This window comes from Streptomyces sp. SAI-127, from assembly GCF_029894425.1.
Classification (GTDB): Bacteria; Actinomycetota; Actinomycetes; order Streptomycetales; family Streptomycetaceae; genus Streptomyces.
This window is the reverse complement of sequence record NZ_JARXYJ010000001.1, coordinates 7,374,217-7,397,206: the sequence shown is the minus strand read 5'-3', so window position 1 is coordinate 7,397,206 and position 22,990 is coordinate 7,374,217. Positions and strand designations below refer to the sequence as shown.

At 69.5% G+C, this 22,990-nt stretch carries 14 protein-coding genes and 1 tRNA gene; 8 read left to right on the top strand and 7 right to left on the bottom strand.

The features are described 5' to 3' along the window. Positions 1-75 precede the first annotated feature (75 nt). Positions 76-984 carry a DUF4240 domain-containing protein gene (locus M2157_RS34040; protein WP_280867147.1) on the top strand — a complete coding sequence of 303 codons (909 nt, stop codon included), beginning with the start codon at positions 76-78 and terminating at the stop codon, positions 982-984. Between the two features lie 25 nt (positions 985-1,009). Here the strand turns inward: M2157_RS34040 and araD are convergent, their stop codons facing one another. The 7 genes from araD to M2157_RS34005 all read right to left on the bottom strand — a co-directional run bounded on the left by araD (position 1,010) and on the right by M2157_RS34005 (position 10,432). Beyond that, positions 1,010-1,765: an L-ribulose-5-phosphate 4-epimerase AraD gene (gene araD, locus M2157_RS34035; RefSeq protein ID WP_280867146.1), complete on the bottom strand. Its 756-nt coding sequence runs from the start codon at positions 1,763-1,765 to the stop codon at positions 1,010-1,012. 34 nt (positions 1,766-1,799) lie between these two features. Beyond that, on the bottom strand, positions 1,800-3,317 hold the full coding sequence (gene araA / locus M2157_RS34030) for an L-arabinose isomerase (RefSeq protein ID WP_280867145.1): 1,518 nt from the start codon (positions 3,315-3,317) through the stop codon (positions 1,800-1,802). Positions 3,318-3,394: 77 nt separating this feature from the next. Beyond that, entirely contained in the window at positions 3,395-5,074 is a 1,680-nt protein-coding gene (gene araB, locus M2157_RS34025) for a ribulokinase (RefSeq protein WP_280867144.1), read from the bottom strand. Between the two features lie 92 nt (positions 5,075-5,166). Further along, positions 5,167-6,186, bottom strand: coding sequence for an ABC transporter permease (locus M2157_RS34020; RefSeq protein ID WP_280857205.1), 1,020 nt, complete (start codon positions 6,184-6,186; stop codon positions 5,167-5,169). Beyond that, positions 6,183-7,823, bottom strand: coding sequence for a sugar ABC transporter ATP-binding protein (locus M2157_RS34015; RefSeq protein WP_280867143.1), 1,641 nt, complete (start codon positions 7,821-7,823; stop codon positions 6,183-6,185). Before M2157_RS34015 ends, M2157_RS34020 begins: the two co-directional genes overlap by 4 nt. A gap of 2 nt (positions 7,824-7,825) precedes the next feature. Further along, the gene (locus M2157_RS34010) at positions 7,826-8,968 is read right to left on the bottom strand and encodes a substrate-binding domain-containing protein (RefSeq protein WP_280867142.1); all 1,143 of its coding nucleotides are present in this window, start codon (positions 8,966-8,968) and stop codon (positions 7,826-7,828) included. 414 nt (positions 8,969-9,382) lie between these two features. Then, a complete protein-coding gene (locus tag M2157_RS34005) occupies positions 9,383-10,432 on the bottom strand; it encodes a LacI family DNA-binding transcriptional regulator (RefSeq protein WP_280857208.1) in 1,050 nt (349 codons plus the stop codon). A 644-nt stretch (positions 10,433-11,076) separates the two neighbouring features. Between M2157_RS34005 and M2157_RS34000 the strand changes: the two genes are divergently transcribed. The 7 genes from M2157_RS34000 (at position 11,077) to M2157_RS33970 (ending at position 22,924) form a co-directional block, all read left to right on the top strand. Beyond that, positions 11,077-12,585: an arabinofuranosidase catalytic domain-containing protein gene (locus M2157_RS34000; RefSeq protein WP_280867141.1), complete on the top strand. Its 1,509-nt coding sequence runs from the start codon at positions 11,077-11,079 to the stop codon at positions 12,583-12,585. 121 nt (positions 12,586-12,706) lie between these two features. Further along, positions 12,707-15,316, top strand: a complete 2,610-nt coding sequence (locus tag M2157_RS33995; RefSeq protein ID WP_280867140.1) for a LamG-like jellyroll fold domain-containing protein — start codon at positions 12,707-12,709, stop codon at positions 15,314-15,316. Between the two features lie 124 nt (positions 15,317-15,440). Then, complete coding sequence (locus M2157_RS33990) at positions 15,441-15,842, top strand: hypothetical protein (protein WP_280867139.1); 402 nt, start codon at positions 15,441-15,443, stop codon at positions 15,840-15,842. Between the two features lie 144 nt (positions 15,843-15,986). After that, the gene (locus M2157_RS33985) at positions 15,987-19,574 is read left to right on the top strand and encodes a SpoIIE family protein phosphatase (protein WP_280867138.1); all 3,588 of its coding nucleotides are present in this window, start codon (positions 15,987-15,989) and stop codon (positions 19,572-19,574) included. Between the two features lie 11 nt (positions 19,575-19,585). Beyond that, entirely contained in the window at positions 19,586-19,768 is a 183-nt protein-coding gene (locus M2157_RS33980) for a hypothetical protein (RefSeq protein ID WP_280857213.1), read from the top strand. Positions 19,769-20,064: 296 nt separating this feature from the next. Next, a complete protein-coding gene (locus M2157_RS33975; RefSeq protein ID WP_280867137.1) occupies positions 20,065-22,638 on the top strand; it encodes a DUF262 domain-containing protein in 2,574 nt (857 codons plus the stop codon). A 214-nt stretch (positions 22,639-22,852) separates the two neighbouring features. Continuing rightward, positions 22,853-22,924 (top strand) — tRNA-Arg (locus M2157_RS33970). Positions 22,925-22,990: the final 66 nt, after the last annotated feature.

Here is a 22,990-nt window from a genome sequence, read left to right as displayed (position 1 = left end):
AATGAACGACAGGCGGGTGGGGTGCCGTGGAGGCACCCCACCCGCTGCACCCATCAAGGGAAAAGAGCCTGATCCATGACAGAAGAAGACTTCTGGTCCCTCATCGATCTTCTCGGAGGTGCGGCAAACCAGCGAACCACTCCCGCCTTGAAGGAGGCCCTGGCTCGCCAGGGGGAGGCTCGCGTCGAAGAATTCGCCGACAGGCTGACGGAGAAGATGGGCCGGCTTGCGGATGTACCTCTGTCGGGAATCCCTGCCCAAGACGTGAGTGATCCGTCAGGCGCACAGCCGGTGCCACTGGCCGGTGACGCTCTCATCAATCTTCATTTCGCGGTGGTAGCCGCAGGCATCGAACAGTTCCAACAAATCCTGAGAAATCCGGGTCACGTGGCTGAGCGCGCCTGGGACTTCAGTGAATCGGACAGCCTTGCGGAGGCTGTGTCCAAAGCCTACGAAGTCGCCACCGGAAAACCCTGGCTGGGCCCACTGCCAGGGTTCCTTGTGGACGAACCAGAGGATCCGACGGCCATCGCGAAGAGTGAAACACCCTGGCTCAACCTCGCGCTGCACGGTGAGAACGAGATTCCCTCAGCGTATTTCGATGCGGCCGGCACTGTAGTTGAGATGATCCACGACGATCCACAGTGGCGGGCCTGGTGGTCGAGCGCCGAGCAGCTCAGCTTGGAAATCGATATCGATTACACCTCACAGGCGGAAAACAGTCGCGTCGCTACACGAAAAGGACGGGCTTGGGCCTCGTTCCGCAGGAGCGGTTCTCGCTTCCGTGGGCTGAACAAGAGCCGTCTCGCCTACCTCGCAACCACGGATCTGGACGCAGTTCTCGCACTCGTATCCACGTCTCTGCGCATGCCCACGCCACCCCAAGTACCTCGTCCGGCACACGCAACCGCACCGACCAGGCAGGACGACACGGCTCGCGCCAGGCTGGAAGAACTGCGGCAGCGGCACCGCGAAGGCCCCTGAACCACACCACTTTGGGTGCCCGCTTTCAGCGCTGTTCCATAGACTTCTCTCCACCAGGTCGAGCCGTAGGTATGTCCGGGTTGCCGTAGTACGCGTCAGGTCCGTGTTTGCGGGTGTAGTGGCGGTCGAGCAGGTGGCTGGGAGGTGGGGCGGCCGGGGACAGGGACAGGGTGTGCAGGGCGATGTCGGCGACGGCTTCGCAGATGATCGCGTGTTCCAGGGACTTGCGGGCGGTGGTGCCCCAGGTGAAGGGGCCGTGGTTCGCCACGAGGGCCGCCGGGACCTCGACCGCCTTCTGGTCCTCCTCCCCCAACAGGTCCACGATGACGACGCCGGTGTTGTACTCGTAGTCCTTCGTGCACTCCTCGGCGGTGAGGTCACGAGTGACGGGGATGGGTCCGTTGAAGGTGTCGGCGTGGGTGGTGCCGAGGACGGGGATGTCGCGGCGGGCCTGGGCGAACGCGACAGCATGCGTGGAGTGGGTGTGGGTGACGCCGCCGATGGAGGGGAAGGCGCGGTAGAGGCAGCGGTGGGTCTCGGTGTCCGTGGAGGGGCGCAGGTCGCCGTCCACCACGGCGCCGTCGGACAGACGGACCGTCACCAGGTCGTCGAGAGCGAGATCCTCGTAGGGCACGCCCGACGGCTTGATGACGAAGACCCCCGCCTCGCGGTCGACCCCGCTGACGTTGCCCCACGTCAGGGTTGCCAGGCCTACCTGGGGGATGGCGAGGTTCGCCCTCAGGACCTCCTCTCGCAGGCCGTCACGGACTCGTACGGTCATCGCTCGTCTCCTTCGACGCGGCCGTCGGTCATGATCACAGAGCCTGTGCGAGACGGTGGTACGCGGCGTTCCAGCGGAGCTCCTTGGCGAACTGGTCGGTGCTGGTGTGCTCGTCGATGGTGAGCAGTTCGACGCCGGTCATGGCGGCGTAGTCGGTGAGCGTCTCGACGTCGACGGCCGAGCTGAGCACGGTGTGGTGTGGGGCGCCGGCCAGCAGCCAGCTCTCCGCGGACTCCGCGAGTGAGGGGCGCGGCTTCCACACCGCCCGGGCGACGGGCAGGTGGGGCAGGGGCTCGCTGGGGCCGACGACGTCGACGGCGTTGGCGGTCAGCCGGAAGCGGTCACCGAGGTCACAGAGGCCGACGACCACGGCGGGGCCCTCGGCCGCGTCGAAGACCAGGCGGACCGGGTCCTCGCGGCCACCGATCGACAGCGGGTGGATCTCGCAGCGGGGGCGGGCGGCGGCCACCGAGGGGCAGACCTCCAGCATGTGCGCGCCGAGGATGCGCGGGACGCCCGGGCCGAGGTGGTAGGTGTAGTCCTCCATGAAGGTGGTGCCGCCGGACTGACCCTGGCCCATGACCTTCATCGTGCGCAGCAGCGCGGAGGTCTTCCAGTCGCCTTCGCCGCCGAAGCCGTAGCCGTCGGCCATCAGGCGCTGGACGGCCAGGCCGGGCAGCTGGCGCAGCCCGCCGAGGTCCTCGAAGTTGGTGGTGAAGGCGGTGAAGCCGCCCTCGGTGAGAAAGGTGCGCAGGCCCAGTTCCTGGCGGGCGGCGTACAGGAGCGAGTCGTGGCGGATACCGCCGGGGTGCAGGGAGGGCACGACGTCGTAGGACTCGACGTATTCGGCGGCGAGTTCGGCGGCCGCCTTGTCCTCGACGGCGTCGACGACGGCGACCAGGTCGTTGACGGCGTAGGTGTTCACGGAGAACCCGAACCGCATCTGCGCTTCGACCTTGTCGCCTTCGGTGACGGCGACGTCGCGCATGTTGTCGCCGAAGCGTGCCAGGCGCAGGGTGCGCGCCGCCTGGCGGCCCGCGGCGGCTCTCGTCCAGGCGGCGAGCCGCCGGATCACGCGGGGGTCGGTCGCGTGTCCGGCGACGATCTTGCGGTCGATGCCGAGCCGGGACTCGATGTGGGCGAACTCGCGGTCGCCGTGGGCGGCCTGGTTGAGGTTCATGAAGTCCATGTCGATGCTCGACCAGGGCAGCGACAGGTTGTACTGGGTGTGCAGGTGCAGCACGGGGCGGTCCAGCGCGCTCAGGCCCGCGATCCACATCTTCGCCGGGGAGAAGGTGTGCATCCACACGATCACCCCCACGCAGCTGTCGGAGGCGGAGGCCTCCTGGCACAGCCGCCGGATCGAGTCGGCGTCGGTGAGCACCGGTTTCCACACGATCCGCAGGGGGATCGGCTCGGCCGCGTCGAGTCGTTCGGCGATCATCCGTGCCTGGTGGGCGACCTGGTTCAGGGTCTCCTCGCCGTACAGGCCCTGGCTGCCGGTGAGAAACCAGATCTCCTGGCCGGCGGACGGTATTTCGGGAGCGGTCATGACGGAGGTTCCTTTCGAAGGGGACTACTGGGGAAGGGAGTTGGGGCGGAAGTTGGGGCGGGAGTTGGGGCCGCCATTCAGGCGGAGGCCTCGGCGCGCAGACGCCTTAGCCGGTGCATGACCTCGTTGGCTCCGCGGCCGAAGTAGTCGTGCAGGAGCCGGTATTCGGCGTAGAGGCGGTCGTAGGCTGCGGCGCGTTCCGGGTCCGGCTGGTAAACGCCGCGGTCGGCCTTGCCCATGGACCGGGCGGCCGCCTGGATGTCGGGGTACGCCCCCGCCGCCACCGCGGCGTGCATCGCCGCGCCGAGGGCGGGGCCCTGGGCGGAGCCGATGACGCCGAGGGGGCGGCGGGTGACGTCGGCGTAGATCTGCATGAGCAGCGCGTTCTTCGTCAGGCCGCCCGCGATGATCAGCTCGCCGACCGGCACCCCGGACGTCTCGAACGCCTCGATGATGGTCCGGGTACCGAAGGCGGTGGCCTCCAGGAGCGCGCGGTAGACGTCCTCGGGCCGGGTCGACAGTGTCAGGCCGACCATCACACCGCTGAGGTCGTGGTCGACCAGGACGGAACGGTTGCCGCTGTGCCAGTCCAACGCGATCAGCCCGTGCTCGCCCACCCGTTGCCCGGCCGCGAGAGCCGTCAGGTGTTCGTGCGCGTCACGGCCGAGGACGGCGGCCTGTTCGGCGTACGCGGCGGGGAATCCGGTGCGGACGAACCAGCCGAAGATGTCGCCTACGCCGCTCTGCCCGGCCTCGTAACCCCACAGCCCCGGCAGGATGCCGCCGTCGACCACGCCGCACATGCCGGGCACCGTCTCGTGGCGGTCGGAGCTCATCACATGGCAGGTCGAGGTGCCCATGATGGCCACCATCTGCCCCGGCTCCACCGCGCCCGCCGCGGGTGCCGTCACATGGGCGTCGACGTTGCCCACGCAGACCGCGATGCCCTCGGGCAGTCCGGTCCAGGCCGCCGCCTCGGACGTCAACCCACCCGCGAAACCACCGAGTTGGCCGATCGGCTGCTCCAGCTTCTCCGTCACGAAGTCGGCGAAGCCGGGGTTGAGCGCCTCCAGGTAGGCACGGGAGGGGTAGGCGCCGTCCTGGAGCTGGCCCTTGTAACCGGCGGTGCAGGCGTTGCGGACGTACGTGCCGCACAGCCGCCAGACGATCCAGTCCGCCGCTTCCACCCACCGCTCCGTGCGGTCGTAGATCTCGGGGTCCTCCTCCAGCACCTGGAGGGCCTTGGCGAACTCCCACTCGGAGGAGATCTTCCCGCCGTACCGCGGCAGCCACGTCTCCTTCCGTTCGGCGGCCAGTGCGGTGATCCGGTCGGCCTGGGCCTGGGCGGCGTGGTGGCGCCAGAGCTTGACGTAGGAGTGGGGGCGGGAGGCGTATTCGGGCAGCTCGCACAGGGGTGTGCCGTCGGCGAGCACCGGCAGCACCGTGCAGGCGGTGAAGTCCGTGCCGATGCCGATCACTTGCTCAGGGCGCACACCGGCTGCCGCGAGCGCTGCCGGCACCGCGTGGCGGAGCACGTCGACGTAGTCCGACGGGATCTGGAGGGCCCAGTCCGGGGGCAGTCCCGTACCGTCCGGCAGTTCCCGGTCCAGGACCGCGTGCCGGTACGCGTGCTCGGCCGTCCCCAACTCCGCGCCGTCCCGCACGCGGACCACCACAGCCCTTCCGGACAGCGTCCCGAAGTCGACTCCTACGACGCAGGGTTCGGGGTTCGTGACTGTCTCTTGTCCGGCGTTCACCGGCGGCCTCCTCCACACTGAGGTGTTCGACATATCGATCTACGTTCGAAGAGATGGGGACGCGGGCGACTTCCAAACCCACACCCGACGTACTAACTCCGACTCCTGCCGAAGTAACGAGCGCGCGCCCGGTCCAGCAGGATGGCGACGCCGAGGACCGCTCCCTGGACGACCTGCTGGTCGTAGGGGCTGACCTTGAGGGCGAGCAGGCCGTTGGTGATGAACTCCAGCAGGATGGCGCCCGCCGCGATCCCCGCGATACGGCCCTCACCGCCCGAGAGTGACATCCCGCCGACCACCGCGGCGGCGATCGCGGTCAGTTCCCAGCCGGCGCCGACGGAGGGGTCGGCCACGTTCATACGGCCGATCACCAGGATGCCGACCAGGCCGGCGAGGGCCGCGCTGGCGACGTAGGTGGAGGTGATCCGGCGGGCGGTCGGGATGCCGGCCAGCCGGGCGGCCTCCTTGTTGCCGCCGACCGCGTAGATCTGGCGGCCCACGTAGGTGCGCTCCAGCACGAACCAGGCGACGGCCGCCGCACCGACGAAGAACAGGGCGGGGACCGGTACTTCGCCGAGGTAGAACTGGCTCAGGTTGCTGAACATCGGGTCGAGGTTGTTGATGGGCGAGCCGCTGGTGATAGCGAGCGCCGTGCCCTGCGCCACGGTGTAGGTGACCAGGGTGATCACGAAGGGCGGCACGTTGAGGCGGGTGACCATGACGCCGTGCCAGAGACCGACGCAGGCGGTGATCACCAGTGTGAGCAGGATCGCGAGGGGGGCGGGCAGGCCCTCGTTGACGTTCAGCCAGCCGGCCAGGATGCCGGCCAGACCGGCCAGCGCGCCCACCGACAGGTCGATGCCACCGGTCAGGATGACCAGCGCCTCACCGATCGCGAGGATCCCGACCTGCGAGAGGTCGCGGCCCATCACCTGGAGGTTGCCCACCGCCGTGTACGTCTCCGCGTTGGCGGCGATCGCCGCGAACACCACCACGCAGGCGATGATCACGCCGGCCTCCGGGGAGGCGGCGAGTCTGCGGGCGAGGGTCGATACGGCCGAACGGGAGCGCGGTGCGACCTCGTTCGGGGCGAGCGTGGTCTGCGCGCTCATGCTGTGGCTCCGTTCGTCACGTGGTGCTCGTCGAGGGAACTCGTCGGTCGGTGCTGGTCGAGTGAGGAGGTGCCGGCCGCGGCCGTCATGATCCGTTCCTTGGTGGCGTCGGCCCGGTCGATGACCGTGACCACCCGCCCGTGGTTCATCACCGCGATGCGGTGGCAGATCCACAGCAGCTCCTCCAGTTCGGAGGAGGCGACCACGATCCCCATGCCCTGCTCCGCCGCGTGGTCGATCAGCTTGTAGATCTCCGCCTTCGCGCCCACGTCCACGCCACGGGTCGGCTCGTCGAGCAGCAGCAGACGCGGTTCGGCGGCGAACGCCCGGCCGAAGATGGCGCGTTGCTGGTTGCCGCCGGACAGCGAGCCGATCGGCTGCTCCACCGACTGCATCCGCACGTTGACGTTCTCGGTGATCTTCCGTGCCTCGGCACGTTCCCGGCCCGGTGCGAGCAGACCCCGGGTGCTGATCCGCTTGAGCACCGAGACGACGACGTTCGCCCGGATCGACGCGAACAGGACGAGCGACTGCTCCTTGCGGTCCTCGGGGATCAGCGCGATCCCCGCCGCCACGCCGTCGCCCGCGCCCCGCGGCCGGTAGGGCGTGCCGCCCAGCAGCATCCGGCCACCCGTCGAGGGCTGTGCCCCGGCGATCGTGTGGACCAGGCGGCTGCGGCCCGAACCCATCAGCCCGGCCACGCCCAGGATCTCGCCCTCCCGTACGTCCAGGTCGACCGGTCCGAGACCGTCCGCGGTCAGGCCCTCGGTCTGAAGCAGGACCGGGCTCGTCGCGGGCGGTGCCTTCGGTTCGCCCTGCGCGACCTCGCCGCCGACCATCTCCCGGATCAGCCGTTCCTCGTCGGCCTCGGCCGGTTCGAGGTCGGCTACCAGCCTGCCGTTGCGCAGCACCAGGACGCGGTCGCTGATCTCCCGCACCTCGTCGAGGCGGTGTCCGATGAACAGCACGGTCCCGCCGCGGTCGGCGAGTTGGCGGGCCAGGCCCAGCACCATCTGGGCCTCGACCGGCCCCAGTGAGGAGGTCGGCTCGTCCAGGATCAGCAGCTTGGGTTCGCGGCCCCAGGCCTTGGCGATCTCGATCATCTGGCGGGTCGGCACCGGAAGGGTGCGGACCTCCCGGTTCACCTCGATCGTCTCGGCGGACAGACCGATCTCCGCGAGCATCGCCTTCGCCTCGGCCCGCTGTGCCGTACGGTCCACCAGCAGCCGTCGCTTCGACTGGCGCGGGCGGCGGCCGAGGAGCAGGTTCTCGGCCACCGAGAGCTGTCCGACCAGGGGGAACTCCTGGGAGACCATGGCGATGCCGAGCTGCCCCGCGGCCTCGGTGGACCCGGCGGCGAGTGGTTCCCCGTCGATCAGGATCTCGCCGCCGTCCCGGTGCACCGATCCGGCCAGCGTGCCCATGAGCGTGGACTTCCCGGCGCCGTTCTCGCCGACCACGCCGATCACCTGGCCGGCGTAGAGGTCGAGTTCGGGCAGGTCGAGGACGCGCACCGGCCCGTAGGACTTGTGCACCCCCCGCAGCCGCGCGGTGACCGCGCGGTCCGGGGCGTTGTCCGGGACGTCGTTCGGGGCGTTGTCCGGGACGTCGTCCGGGGCGTTCTTGGTGGCCGTCATGCTCAGCCGATCCCGAGCTGCGACTCGAGGGACTGGTACGCGCTCAGGTCGGACTTGGTGACCAGGCCCACGCCGGAGCTCAGCGTCGAACCGTCCTTCTCCAGGTACGGCTTGACGAGCGCCATCGTCTTGTCCTTGCCCAGCACCTTCTCCGCGGCCAGGATGTACGCCCCGGTGTAGCCCTGCTGGTACGGCATCTGCACGACGGTCCCGGAGATCACGCCGGACTTGATGAACTTCAGCGTCTGGGCGTCGGAGTCGTCGGAGACGATGTGCACGGAGGCCGTCTTGCCCGCCGAGGTGACCGCCTGCGCCAGCGCGGGACCGTCGTAGGAGTAGACGCCGTACAGGCCGTTGACGTCCGGGTTGTTGGCGAGGATGGTCTCCGCGTCCGAAGTCGCCGTACTGGCCTGGAGGTTGTCGTTGACCTTCTGGGCGACCGTGATCTTGGTGCCCTTGAGCGCGGCCTCGAAGCCGGCGATCCGCTGGGTGGCGTTGGACGCGGTGAGGGAACCGACCAGGATGGCCACCTTGCCCTTGCCGCCGAGCACCTGCTTCATCGCGGTGCCCGCCTGGAAGCCGGCGGTGTAGTTCGGGGTGCCCAGGTAGAGCGAGGCGGCGTCGGTGCCCGGCAGCGGGGAGTCGATCGCCAGGACGCCGATGCCCTTCTGGACGTCGGTGTGGATGGTCCCCGCGGCCGAGGTCGGGTCGATCGCCGAGATCGAGTAGCCGGTGACGCCCTGCGAACGCAGGGTCTCCAGCTCCGAGTTCTGCTCGGTCAGCTTGCCGCCGGGCGGGGCGAAGTAGGTGCACTTGCTCTTCGCGATGCCGAGGTCGGAGCAGCCCTTGAGGAAGCCGACCTGACCGGCCTTCCAGTAGTCGGCGGCCACGTTCACGACCATCGCGATGTCGACCTTGGACAGGTCCTTGCCGGCCAGCGCGGACTTCAGCGCCGCGTCGAGCTTGGCGAGGTTCGCCTGGTTGAAGGTGACCGAGCCGGCCAGCGCGACCGGCGCGGCGGCCTTGGTACCGGCCGAGCTGGACGCGTCGGAGCCGCCCGCGCTCTTGGAGCAGCCTGCGGCGGCGAGCGAGAGGAGCACGGCGGTCGCGGTGGCGAGGGTGCGGGACCTTCTGGTGCGGAGCATGGGAATCAGCGCCCTTCTTGGCGTGTCTGGCGTGTCTGGTTCGCGTGTCTGTTTGGTGTCTCGGGATGAGTGGGAACGCTGGGAAGGCACACCTGTTCAGGGGCATGCCGGTGCCGGGGAGGCGGGGCAGGTGTGGGGGCCACTTGGAAGCGGTACGTGGCGTAGGGCGTCGGCGTCGCCGGGCGGGGGGCTCATCGGGGTGAGCGCGGCGAGGGCGCGGGATGCCTGACGGAGTCTCAGGACCGGGGAGGAGCCGACCGCTCGGGGCGGTGGGCGGGGGTGGAGCCGTCGTGTGTCGGGGACGTCACGGCCGAAAGCTCATGGTCGGCGCGGCGGCTGCCCGAAGGGCACACGGCTCACAACAAGGCCTGTTAATAAGGGATTTGGCGCCGGAGCGCTAGCAGCGACGTCGGGTCATGTGGGACTTTCCGTTCGAGGTCGCGGGCGGGTCGCCGAGGTCCGCACGACGAGGCTGGGCGGTATGACGATGTGGGGTCTCTCGCCGGATGCCGGGATCCCGGAATCCGGATCACCGACGAGCTCGATCAGCGCCCGCAGGGCGCGGCGGCCGAGTTCGTCGAAGTCCTGGCGGACGGTGGTCAGCGACGGGCCGAAGTACTCGGCCTCCGGCATGTCGTCGAAACCCACGACGCTGATGTCCTCCGGCACCCGGCGTCCTGCCTGCTGCAGGGCCCGCAGCAGGCCGAGGGCCAGGTGGTCGTTGGCGCAGAACACCGCGGTGACCTCGGGGTCGGCGGCGATCCGACGGCCGTGCTCGTATCCGGTACGAGCCGTCCAGTCGGCACCGGCCAGCGGTTCGGGCACGGGAGCCCCCCGCTTCTCCAGGGCGGCGCGCCAGCCGGCCTCGCGTTCCTGCGCGTCGAGCCAGGAACGCGGCCCGACCAGGTGGTGCACCGTGCGATGGCCGAGGTCGAGCAGGTAGGAGGTGGCCAGTTCGGCACCCGCCTCGTTGTCCACGGCGACCGAGACCAGCGCGGTGTGGGTGCCGCAGCCGACCGCGACCAGGGGCACGTCCGCAGGCACGTTGGCGAGTGCGCCCACCGCCGCGGTCTGCGGCGCGATGACGACGATCCCCGCCACGTTCTGGTCGCGCAGCCGGTCCACGGCGTCCAGCACCGAGTGCCGGTCGAGTGTGCCGACCGCGGCCACGGTGACGGAGTACTCGTGCTCCCTGGCCGCCTGCTCGATGCCGTAGAGCATGCAAGCGGGGCCGTAGAGCGTGGTGTTGAAGCTGATCACACCCAGGGTGCGGGTGCGGCGGGACGCCAGGGTGCGGGCGGCGGCGTTGGGCCGGTAGCCGAGTTCGCGGACGGCGGCGAGCACGCGTTCCCGGGTGCGGGGGCGGACGTTGGGGTGGTCGTTGAGGACCCGGGAGACGGTCTGGTGCGAGACCCCCGCGATCCGGGCCACGTCCGCCATCACCGGTGCGCGATCGCCGTCCATGTCCCGCCTCCTCACACACCGTCGTGTTGTCGTCGATCAGCTGCTTCTCCGGTGGGAGCGGCAGGCTGTGACGAATTGTTAGCGCACACATTCCTCGGCGGCAAGGCAGGTCGGGTCCCTCGATTCCGCGTTTTGCGGACTTCGACGCGCAGGCAAAGAGGCTTGTGACCTGGCAGTACTGTCCACGCGAACGCCCCTTCCGGCAACGCCGCGCACCCGGGTAAACAGACGGCACAGCTTTTGTTTCCGCACTCTTGACTGTTCGACCATGTTGACCCGGTATTCATCCGGCCGTAAAAAGACGGTGCCACAAAAGCGGCCGCCCAACTCGCCGACCGCGCGAGAACGGCACCCGCACAAGCCCCCCACTCCGGACCGATCCGCCGCCCTGACCAGCAGTGACACTCTCGACGACGCTGCACGATCTGCGGATCGCCCAGTCCGGCCCTCCCCCTCCCCTCGCCCTCCCGTACAGCTCGCATGTGCGCCGACTCGCATGTGTGCCGATCCGAGGGCCCGAAATGTTAGCGCCCACATTTCTGTCTCCCGGAGCACAAGGCGCCGGACGAGAGAAGAACCAACGACGGAAGAGGTTCACCGTGACAGGTCGAGTGAGTCGAGTGACAGGCCGAGTGAGCAGTCGGGTGAGAAGCCGACTGCGAGGCCCGCGCCAGAGAGGGCTCCTGCTGACACTGGGCGCGATCCTCACGCTCATCGGGGGCATCCTGGCCGGGGTCGTCGGCACCGCGGGCACAGCAGCGGCCGCCACCTCCCTGCCCTGCGACATCTACGCCTCCGCGGGGACACCGTGCGCCGCGGCACACAGCACCACGCGGGCGCTCTACGCCTCCTACAGCGGCTCCCTCTACCAGGTCAAACGCGCTTCGGACGGCGCGACCACCAACATCGGCGTCCTCAGCACCGGCGGCTACGCCAACGCGGCGGCCCAGGACTCCTTCTGCTCCGGGACGACCTGCACCATCACCGAGATCTACGACCAGAGCTCGAACCACAACGACCTGACCATCGAGGGGCCCGGCGGCAACGGCGGCCAGGATGTGGGCGCGATCGCCAACGCCCTTCCGGTCACGGTCGGCGGCCACGCGGCGTACGGCGTCTTCGTGTCCGCCGGCGTCGGCTACCGCGACAACAGCACCACGGGCATCGCCACCGGCAGCTCGCCCGAGGGCGCGTACATGGTGACCAGCGGCCACCACGTGAACAACCGGTGCTGCTTCGACTACGGCAACGCCGAGACTTCCGGCAACGACACCGGCAATGGCCACATGGACGCGATCAACTTCGGTACGGAGTGCTGGTTCTCGTGTTCCGGCGCCGGATCGGGCCCCTGGGTCGAGGCGGACCTGGAGAACGGGCTCTTCTTCGGAGGGAACGGCTCGAACTCGAACAACAAGGGCAACTCCAGCGAGTACGTCACCGCCTTGGAGAAGAACAACGGCACGACCACCTACGCGATCAAGGGCGGCAACGCCCAATCAGGCTCACTGACCACCTGGTACAACGGGGCCTTGCCCAACCTCGGCGGATACACCCCGATGCACTTGGAGGGCGCCATCGTCCTCGGCACCGGCGGTGACAACAGCAACGGCTCCGACGGCTCCTTCTTCGAGGGCGTCATGACCTCCGGCTACCCGACCGACGCCGCCGACAACGCCGTACAGGCCAACATCACCTCCGTCGGCTACACCACCCCCGCCGCGAACTTCCCGGTCACCGGCACCGCCTACCGCCTGACCAACGCCAACTCCGGCAAGGTCCTGGACGCGGTCAACTGCGGCACCGCCAACGGCACGTCGATCGACATCTGGGCCTCACTCGGCAACACCTGCCAGCAGTGGAAGTTCGCCAGCGCGGGCAACGGCCACTACACGATCACCAACGCCAACAGCGGCACGGTCCTGGACGACAAGAACTGCGGGCAGAGCAACGGCACGGCCGTCCAACTCTGGGCCTCGCTCGGTAACACCTGCCAGCAGTGGGACGTCACCAAGGCCGGCAGCCACTACACGATCACCAACGTCAACACCGGCATGGCGTTGGACGTGGCGAACTGCGGAACGGCCAACGGCACGGCGGTCCGCCAGTGGCAGCAGCTCGACAACGCGTGCCAGCAGTGGAACATCGCGCCGTGACCTGACGGTCGGGGCCATCGCGGGCCCGTCGGCCCCCTCCCCGCCGACGGGCCCGCGCTTCATCGGTTCACCTGGGTTTATTTGGGTTCATCTAGTTACATCTGACACGAAGGAACTGAGCATGCCCTCAGAAGCCGCCGGACCGTCCCGCAGGACCGTCCTGACCGCCATCGGTGTCACGTCCCTGGCCGGGACCTTCGCCGGATCCGTTCCCGCTGTCGCCGCTCCCGCAGCCGTGGCCGCTCCCGTCGTCCTCCCCGCCGCGGCCGCGCACTGGAGCTTCGACGAAGGCTCCGGCACCACCGCCGCCGACGCGTCCGGCAACGCCCACACCGCCACGCTCCAGGGCGCGGCCGGCTGGGACACCGGCAAGGTCGGCGCCCACAGCCTGAGCCTCACGGCGGGCGGCAACGCCACCGCGTCCGGACCGGTCGTCGACACCTCGAAGGCCTTCTCGGTGTCTGCCTGGGTCAACCTCGCCCAACTGGGCGGCTACCAGACCGCAGTCAGCATCGACGGCAAGGTGGTCAGCGCCTTCTACCTGGGCCTACGAGACGACACCGGCACCTTCGCCTTCGCCCGCCTCGCGTCCGACGCCACCCAGGGAGCCGCTGTCGCGGCCGCCGCCTCCGCCCCGACCGCCGGAACCTGGACCCACCTGGTCGGCGTCAGCGACGCCGCGGCAGGCGTCACCCGCCTGTACGTCAACGGCGTGCTCGAAGGCGAGACCGCCTACACGGCAGGCTGGGCAGGCACAGGCGCCACCGCCATCGGCCGCGCGCTGTACGGCGGCGGACAGGTAGACCAGTGGCACGGCCTGATCGACGACGTACAAATGTTCCCGACAGCTCTCACCTCAGAACAGGTGGCAACGCTGGCCGGCGTCCCGGTGGAGACCACGACCCCACTGCTCAGCGTGGACGTAGCGAATCCTGCTCACGCGGTCTCCCCCATCCTCCCGGGCCTGATGTTCGAGGACATCAACCACTCCGGCGAGGGCGGCATCTACGCCGAACTGGTGCAGAACCGCTCGATGATGGCCAGCGACACGTCACCGGTCCACTGGTCCGCGGTGGGCGGCACGACGCTGACGCTGGACACGGCCACGCCGTTGAACGAGGCGCTGAACCGCTCCCTCAAGGTGGTACTGCCGAGCGGCACAGGGGCCGGCAGCCGAGCCGGTGTTGCGAACGACGGCTTCTGGGGCATCCCGGTGCGCCCCCGAACCACGTACACGGCCCGCCTGTTCGCGAAGGCATCGCGCGGGATCGGTCCCCTGACGGTGTCGATCGAGTCGGCGGACGGGGGAACGGTGTACGCCTCCGCGAGGATCGCGCACATCGGTACGGCCTTCCCCGACCGCCCCTTCGAACTGACCCTGAGCACGGGTTCGGGCGCCCCGATAACGGGCGACGCAAGGCTGACCGTAACCACGACCGACCCGACCGCCGCGGGCGAGACGCTGTGGCTCCAGCACGTCTCCCTCTTCCCGCCCACGTACAACAACCGCCCCAACGGCCTGCGCATCGACCTGATGGAGAAACTGGTAGCCCTGAAGCCGAAGTTCCTGCGCTTCCCCGGCGGCAACTTCCTCGAGGGCAACACGATCGCGACCCGCTTCAACTGGAAGAACACGATCGGCCCGGTCTGGGAGCGCCCCGGCCACATGGACGACGCGTGGGGCTACTGGTCCACGGACGGACTGGGTGTTCTGGAGTACCTGCAGTGGGTCGAGGACATGAAGGCCCAACCGGTCCTGGCCGTCTTCGCCGGCTACACCCTGAAGGGCGAACACGTCACGGGCGACGCACTCAAGCCGTACATCCAGGACGCCCTGGACGAGATTGAGTACGTCACGGGCCCGGTCACCAGCACCTGGGGCGCCCGGCGTGCGGCCGACGGCCACCCGAAGCCGTTCCCCCTGGAGTACGTGGAGATAGGCAACGAGGACTGGTTCGACGGATCGGGCTCGTACGACTCCCGCTTCACGGACTTCTACGACGCGATCAAGGCGAAGTACCCACACCTGAAGCTGATCGCGACGACAACGGTGACGAGCCGCACCCCGGACCTGATAGACGAGCACTATTACCTGGCCCCGTCCGCAGCCCAGGCCGCCACCCACAAGTACGACAACAGGGACCGCGCCTCGACGAAGGTCTTCGTAGGCGAGTGGGCGGCGCAGGAGGGCCGCCCGACCCCCGACCTGAACGCAGCTCTGGGCGACGCGGCTTGGCTGGCAGGCCTGATCCGCAACTCGGACCAGGTCTTGATGGAGTGCTACGCCCCGTTGTTCTCCCACGTGAAGAACAACGTCTGGGCTACGAACCTGATCGCCTACGACAACCTCACGAGCTATGTCTCCCCCAGCTACTGGGCCCAGCAGATGCTGACGAGCAACCTGGGCGACACGGTCCTTCCGGCCACGGCACGCGCGCTGCCGGGCTTGGCGACGGTGGCCACGCGCTCCGGGAAGCGGCTGTATCTGGCGCTGGTGAACTACGGGACGGAGAAGGTGGATGTGCCGGTGGAACTCCAGGGCTTGGCGAAGGGGGTCAGGAAGACCGCCACGGCCACGGTCCTGTCGGGCCCGTCCCCTGCTACGACGAACACCCTGACCGCGCCCGACACGCTCGTGCCCACTTCCCGCACGGTGACCGGCGCGGCGGCGACGTTCACGAGCACGCTGCCACCGCTGTCGGTGACGGTGCTCGAGCTCACCTTGACCTGAGACCTGCAAGCCTCCGAAGGCTCAGTAAGGGCCTCCGTTCCGAACCGGAGGCCCTTTCGTCAGCTGGGCCACCTCAGCCAGTCTGAATGTTGGTGATCTCAACGGAAGGCTCTGTGCTTCCGAAGTGGTGCTGATCAGAGACGGTCACGCGGAGCCGCTGGCCTTGGTGGTCGGGGTTACCCGGCTCCGCTCACCGCACCGCAGGATCACCCTGGTGTGGGACAGCGGCGGATACGCTGACCCGCTCGTCGACTGGGCCCACAAACGCGCCGATCACGCCACGCGGTTCGTCGTCCAGTACAACCGCTCACCGGCGAAGCCATGCCCGAGCGGTGGCCAGCACCAGGAGCAGTTGGCCCAGGCAGTCCACGGCCACGTGCCCCTTGCGGCCGGCCGCCTTCTTCGCGCGGTCCCGGCCTTGCCCGTCGGCGCCGACGTGTCGGCCGGCCGCAGGGACTGTGAGTCGACGATCATCGCCGTCGGCGTGCGGTTGCAGGCGTACACTTCTGATCAAATAGGTTTTTAATTGCTACATATGGACAATTCGGGCAGAAGTGTCGTCAGAACTGTCGGATCCGGCGTCCGATCTGCCTGGGAGGTCCGCAGCGAGTGGCCGTCGGCAGCCTTGGGAGGCGCGGGCGGATCACGCAGGCGCCAGGAGGATTTCTCGATGACCCGGCGCGATGACCCGCGCACCGCGGCGGCCCGGGTGTTCTCCGAGGGCGGCGCGTTCGGCGAGCTGCTGTCAGGGATCGACTGGGCGGCGACGCCGCTCGGGCCCCCCGTCTCCTGGCCGGGGCCCCTGGTGGACACCCTGCGCCTCATGCTCACCTCTGCGCATGGGATGGCTCTGTACTGGGGGGCGGAATTCGCCACGCTGTACAACTTGGGCTCCACACCCATTGTCGGCGCCAAACACCCCTGGGCGCTCGGCAGGCCCTATAAGGAAGTGTTCCCCGAGGTCTGGGCCCACCCCGTGAGCTCCCACTTCCACTATGTGACCGACACCCGCAAGCCCCTGCTGGTCCCGGATGAGCTGCTCATCATGGAGCGCCACGGCTTTTTGGAGCAGTGCTACTTCGACTCCGCCTTCCAGCCCGTGCTGCTGGATGACGGCACCGCCGGCGGCGTGCTGCAGATCCTCACCGAGACCACCGGCCGGGTACTGGGCGAGCGCCGGCTGCGCCTGCTGAGCGAGACCGGCACGCGCACGGCCGGGCTGCCCACTCCGGGCGAGGTCGCCCGTGTGGTCGCCGAGGTGGCGGGCTCCTACCCCGACGAGATCCCGTTTCTGGGCGTGTATCTGGCTTCCGAGCCAGGGATGCAGCGGCCGGCGGCCTCCACCGGGCTCCGGTCGGCGCCCGAGACCGTCTCGCTGAATGCGGCCGACGGGCCGGAGGCGGCGGCCCGGCTGGCGCAGGTGGTCGCCGACGGTGCCCCGGCCACGCTGCCGGCCGCCGCGTTCACCGGCGGCAGCATGGCCGGGCAGCACGCCGCGGCCTCCCTGCTCCCGGTCGAGCAGGCTCTGGCCCTTCCGCTGCACTGCGCGGGCCAGGTGGAGGGCGTGCTGGTGGTGGGCGTCAACCCCTGCTTCCCCCCGGGCGGGGCCTACTACGACTTCCTGGAGGTGCTCGCCTCAGCTGTGGCCGGGGCGCTGTCGGCCGCGCTCGCGCACGAAGAGCAGCGCAGGCGGGCGGAGGCGCTGGCCGAGCTCGACCGGGCCAAGACCACCTTCTTCGCCAACGTCAGCCACGAGTTCCGCACCCCGCTCACCCTGCTCCTGGGCCCGCTCCAGCAGGCCCTGGCCGACGAGGACCGGCCCGAGCGGCGCGAGCAGCTGGAGCTGGCCGAGCGCGGCGCCCTGCGCCTGCTGAAGCAGGTCAACACCCTCCTGGACGTCGCCCGTGCCGAGGCCGGGCAGACGCACCCGGCCCTCGAGCCGGTCGACCTCGCCAGCGCCACGGCCGAGCTGGCCGGGGTGTTCCGGTCCGCCTTCGAGGCGGCAGGGCTGACGCTGGACGTGGACTGCCCGCCGCTGCCCAAGCCGGTGCCCCTGGACCGGGAGATGTGGGAGAAGGTCATCCTCAACCTGCTCAGCAACGCCCTGAAGTTCACCTTCACCGGCGGCGCCCAGGTCCAGGTGGCCGCGGCCAGCGACTGGGCCAGGCTGACCGTGACCGATACCGGCACCGGCATCCCCGCGGACGAGCTGCCGCGCCTGTTCGAGCGCTTCCACAGGGTCCGCGGCGCCCGCTCCCGCTCCCACGAGGGCAGCGGCCTGGGCCTGGTGCTGGTCAAGGATCTGGTGGAAGCGCACGGCGGCACCGTCGGCGTGGACAGCCGCCTCGGCCAGGGCACCACCCTCACCGTGGACCTCCCCTTCGCCACCGCCCAGCGGCCCCGCCCGGCCCCGCCCGAGGCCGGCGCCGGATCCCCCGGGGAGATCCCCAGGGAAGGCGGAGGCGACCGGCCCGGCCGCACGGCGGCCTACGTGGACGAGGCGCTGGGCTGGCTGGCGGCCGACCCCGTCCCCGCCGCGGCCACCTCCGCGGCACGCACCCCGCACGCTCCCGCGACCCACGATGCCCTCCACGGTCCCGGCCCGCACGAATCCGACCGCCCCCACGACCGCCCCCACCGGGCCCGCCTGCTGGTCGTCGACGACAACGCCGACATGCGCGCCTACCTCACCCAGCTCCTACAGCCCGACTACGACGTGCTGCTCGCCGCCGACGGCCGGGCCGCCCTGGAGACGGCCCTGGCGCAGCCGGTGGAGATGGTGCTCAGCGACGTGATGATGCCCCGCATGGACGGCTTCGAGCTGGTCCGGGCGCTCCGCGCCGACCCGCGCACCGCCCGCCTGCCCATCGTCCTGCTCACCGCCCGCGCCGGCGAGGAGGAATCCATGCAGGGCCGGCACGCCGGCGCCGACGACTACCTGGCCAAACCCTTCTCCGCACGCCAGCTGCTGGCGCGTGTCCGCACCGGGTTGGAACTGTCCCGGCTGCGCGAACAGGCCCTGACCGAGACCCGCAACCAGCTGGCCGTGCTGGCCTCCCTGGCCGACGCGGGCCTGCGATTGTCCGCCACCCTCGACCCGGACCAGATACTGCAGACCGCCGGTCAGATCCTGCTGCCCGACTTCGCCGACCAGATCAGCATCCACCTCACCTCTGCGGCACCCGCCCCGGCGCAGTCGCCCCCGCCGTACATCGCCGGCACCCCCCTTCTTGCCCGCGAGGCCCTGGCCACCGCCGCCACCCGCGCGATCAACGGCAACGCCCCAGCCCCAGTCGGCCCGCACCCGGCGCCCGCCGCCGTGCTGGCCCTGCCGCTGCACGCCCACGACCAGACGCTGGGGGCCCTGGTACTGGTCCGGCACACCGGCGGCTATTCCGCGGTCGAACACAAGTATCTGGAGAACCTCGCCCACCGCCTGGCCCTGGCCTACGACAACGCCACCCGGTACCACAACGAGCGCCGCCTCGCCCTGACCCTGCAGCGCGCCCTGCTGCCCCACCGCCTGCCCCAGCTGCCCGGAGTGCGCCTGGCCACCCACTATCGGGCCAGCAACCGCGGCGCCGAGGTCGGCGGCGACTGGTACGACGTTCTCGCCCTGCCCGACGGCGCCGTGGGGCTGGCCATCGGCGACGTCATGGGCCACGACGTGGAAGCCGCCACCCTGATGGGCCAACTCCGCTCCGCCCTGCACAGCCTCGCCCTGGAGGGCGCCGGCCCGGCCCAGGTGCTGACCAGGCTGGACGCCTATCTGCAGTCGCTCGCCACCGACCGCTTCGCCACCTGCCTCTACGCGGTCTACAACCCCAACCAGCACCGCCTGCGCTACGCCGCCAGCGGACACCTGCCGCCCCTCCTGATAGCCGCCGACACCGCCTACCTGGAGCTGCCCCCGGCACTGCCCCTGGGTCTGGGCAGCACCCCGGTCGACCGCGAGGTGGCGTTCCCGCCCGGCACAGGCCTGCTGCTGTACACCGACGGCCTGGTGGAAAACCGGTCCCTGTCCCTGGACGACGGCCTGGCGGCCCTGCGCCGAACCTGCGCCACGCTGCCCGCCACCGCCCGCTCCGACCCCCAGCGAATCACCGAACGGGCCCTGGAACTGCTGAACACCCCCGACCGGGTCGACGACGACGCCGCCCTGCTCGCAGCCACCGCCGAACCATCGAGTCGAACCAACGCCCCGCAGACCGACAGAAGTGCCATACAACCGACTGCTACTGCTCGCAGTCATTGCTAGGAAGCTGCTGCGTGGAGCACACCACCGCCGGGTACAAGCGGTGGCGGCCCCTCCAGAGATTCACCGAACGGCGCGAGACCTACACCGAGACCCACCTCGCCATCGTCGGACTCCTCTCCGACCGCTCCACCCGCACGGCGACCCACCGCAAGCCCAGCACCGAACTCGTGCTCGCCCGACAGGCCGCCTGCTGATCACCCAACAGCCGATCCGCCAGGCCAGCGCGCCCCGAACTCAATCGCTCCCAAGGTCTCAAGCGTGCGGACGGCTCCGGCCGTACGACGGCCACGCGCCGTAGTGAGATGTCGTCGGGGCGATGCCCTCGATGAGCAGCCAGAGCACCTCGTACTGGTCTTCCGGTCAGCATGGCGCCTACGCGCTGTGGTGCGCGTGTTGGACGAGAACTGAAGCATTTCCGTGGCTGTAAGCGGGAAGCCCTATGGTCGTTCCCACGTGCCACGACCGCATCAACTGCCAAGGGGGGACCACGATGCAGGCGAAGGAGACGCTGTTCGCCGATCTCGTGCAGGGGAGGGCCCAGCAGTTCCAGGTGCCGCTCTACCAGCGGACGTACTCCTGGACGGATAAGCAGCTCAAGCAGCTGTGGAGCGACATCCTGGAGCAGGCCGAGTTGATCGAGCGCGGCGAGAAGGCGAACACGCATTTCCTGGGGTCCGTCGTCCTCGCGCCGTCGCCGCAGAACGATGCGACGTTCCCTCGCTGGCTTGTCGTCGATGGCCAGCAGAGGCTGACCACACTCTCCCTCGCCCTGGCCGCGATCCGCGATCACGTCAGGGACGCCCAGCCGCGTGATGCCGAGCGCATCGACGAGCAATACCTGATCAACAAGTGGCAGAACGGCAGTGACCACTTCCGGCTGCTGCCGACCCAGGCGGACCGGTCGCAGTTCGCCGCGCACGTCCGTGGCCCGCTCACGGAACAGGCCGCCGGCGGCGGTGTCGCAGCTGCCTACACCTTCTTCCGCCGCAAGCTGGTCGAGGCGGCCGATCCCGCCGCCCCGCAGGACGTGTTCCGCATCGAGCAGGCCATCACCTCCCGGCTGACGCTGGTGGCGGTGACCGCCGAGCGCGGGGACAACGTGCACCGCATCTTCGAGTCCCTGAACAACACCGGACTCAAGCTCAGCCAGGCGGACCTGCTGCGCAACTACCTGTTCATGAAGTTGCCCACCCGCGGTGAGCACGTCTACGAGACCTATTGGCTGCCGCTGCAGGCCAGTCTGAGCAACGAAGAGCTGGAACAGCTCATGTGGCTGCAACTGGTCCTCGACGGCGACGACCGGGTGCGCCGCCAGGACCTCTATGCGGCTCAGCAGCAACGCTTCGAGCGCAGCAAGGCGAGCGAGGAGGACATCGAGGCCTACATCAGGGAGTTGCACCGCAGTGCCGCTCTCTTCCGCCGCCTGCTGCACCCCGAGGAGGAGCCGGACACATCGGTCCGCGCCCAACTGCACCGCCTGGACGCCTGGCAGGCCCAGGTCACCTATCCCGCGCTGATGCTGCTGCTCGACCGGCGCGAGCGGGGGTCCCTCGACTCCTCGGACACGGCCCGTGCGATGTCGTACATCGAGAGCTTCCTGGTGCGCCGGATGATCTGCCGGGTGCCGCCCAACAACCTCAACAGGATCTTCCAGGCCGTGCCCGGGCAGCTCCCTCTCGACGTGCCCGTCGCCGACGGACTGCACCAGTTGCTTTCCGCCGACAACCGGTTCTGGCCCGCCGACGACGAGCTGCGCGAGAAGATCCGGAAGGCACCCTTCTACCAGTTCGGACGGCCCCAGCAGCGCAAGATGGTGCTACAGCGGCTGGAGGAGAGCTACGAGCATCCGGAACCGGTGGACTTCGCCGCCGCGCAGCTCACCATCGAGCACGTCATGCCGCAGTCGCCCGGCGACGAGTGGCTCCGGATGCTGGCCGAGGATGTGGCCGCCGGAGAGCGCGTGGAGGACCTGCACTCCCGGCTGCAGCACACCCTCGGCAACTTGACGCTCACCGCAGTCAACTCGGAGCTGTCGAACCACCCCTTCGAGCGCAAACAGGGCTTGCTCCAAGGCAGCCACCTGGAGATGAACCGCCGCATCGCCGCCACCGAACGGTGGGGCGCAAAGGAGATCTTCGCGCGCGCCGACGAACTCACTGACCGTGCAGTCGCGTTGTGGCCGGCCCCTCTGCGCGGAGTCGGCCGCGCGGAGCGCAGCCGGGACTGGCACTTGGCACACCAGGTGCTCGCGGCGCTCCCCCACGGCATGTGGACGTCGTACGGGGATCTCGCCGCGTTCCTCGGCTCCGGAGCCCAGGCTGTGGGCAACCACCTGGCGGGAACACCGGGGTTGGCCAACGCGTATCGGGTGCTCACCTCCGAGGGCAGGGTCTCCGAGGGATTCCGCTGGACATCTGAGGACGAGGGCGGCGACGTCCGCTCCCGGCTGACCGCCGACGGCATCAGGTTCACGGCGACCGGATCCGCCGATCCGGTCCAGCGCCTCACCGCCGACGACCTCGCGCTGCTGGTCAATGAGGACGACGACCGGACTGAGGGCGAGGACACCGCACAGCGGACGCCGGGCGGCAGCCAGGGCGAGGAGACGCGCGCCGACCGGTTCTTCCGCCAGCTCGCGGCGGACGACTCCCCCGAGACGGTCGAGGCGGTACGCGCGCTCTTCGCCCGATGGGAGAAGCTCGGCGGCTGGATCGGGCACGGGGCGGGCCAGGTCATGACGAGCGCGTTCCTCATGCTCGGGGAGGCGGGCGCGCCGGGCCGCGGTATCTGGCCGATGACGCTCTACCCGGGCGGTGGGCGAGGCGGCACGGCGGAGGTGGTGTTCCAGTACCTGGCCGCACGCGAACCGTTCACCGACCGAGCACTGCGCGCCGAACTCCTCACCCGCCTCAACGAATTGGAGGGCGTAGACATCCCGGAGGGCAAGCTGGAGCTGCGCCCCAACTTCCGTCTGTCAGTGCTGGAGAAGGACCGCAACCGCGAATCGCTCGCCGAGACACTGGCGTGGTTCCGGGGTTGCTGGGAGGAGCGGGGCACAGTCTGAGCGCACGGGCACCGCTCCTGGTCCAATTCCAACCAGGAGCAGGCACAGACACGGCGACGGATGCGGAAAGTCAGAGCAGGTCAAGATCGTCCGGGAGTAGCCAGAACGCGGGATGATCAGTCAGCGAGCGCATCCTGCGGAAACTGGCGGTCCTTCGTGAACATGTCCGCCGTCCCATAGCCAGTCTCCAGCGCGACGTTCATGGGCTCCGCGCGCCCCTGATCTCCTGTGAGGAGACACGGGGCCACCGGAGCCGTGTGCGCAGGTTCGAATCCTGCCGGGGGCACCCTTCATGAGGTGCCCAAAGATCCCGTCACCAGCGGAAACGCTGAGGCCGGGGTCTTCGCGTATG

Excerpts from the sequence above, each read along its gene's own strand:
- M2157_RS34040 (WP_280867147.1), top strand. The coding sequence starts at position 76 with ATGACAGAAGAAGACTTCTGGTCCCTCATCGATCTTCTCGGAGGTGCG.
- araD (WP_280867146.1), bottom strand. The coding sequence starts at position 1,765 with ATGACCGTACGAGTCCGTGACGGCCTGCGAGAGGAGGTCCTGAGGGCG.
- araA (WP_280867145.1), bottom strand. The coding sequence starts at position 3,317 with ATGACCGCTCCCGAAATACCGTCCGCCGGCCAGGAGATCTGGTTTCTC.
- M2157_RS34020 (WP_280857205.1), bottom strand. The coding sequence starts at position 6,186 with ATGAGCGCGCAGACCACGCTCGCCCCGAACGAGGTCGCACCGCGCTCC.
- M2157_RS34015 (WP_280867143.1), bottom strand. The coding sequence starts at position 7,823 with ATGACGGCCACCAAGAACGCCCCGGACGACGTCCCGGACAACGCCCCG.
- M2157_RS34010 (WP_280867142.1), bottom strand. The coding sequence starts at position 8,968 with ATGCTCCGCACCAGAAGGTCCCGCACCCTCGCCACCGCGACCGCCGTG.
- M2157_RS34005 (WP_280857208.1), bottom strand. The coding sequence starts at position 10,432 with ATGGACGGCGATCGCGCACCGGTGATGGCGGACGTGGCCCGGATCGCG.
- M2157_RS33995 (WP_280867140.1), top strand. The coding sequence starts at position 12,707 with ATGCCCTCAGAAGCCGCCGGACCGTCCCGCAGGACCGTCCTGACCGCC.
- M2157_RS33985 (WP_280867138.1), top strand. The coding sequence starts at position 15,987 with ATGACCCGGCGCGATGACCCGCGCACCGCGGCGGCCCGGGTGTTCTCC.
- M2157_RS33975 (WP_280867137.1), top strand. The coding sequence starts at position 20,065 with ATGCAGGCGAAGGAGACGCTGTTCGCCGATCTCGTGCAGGGGAGGGCC.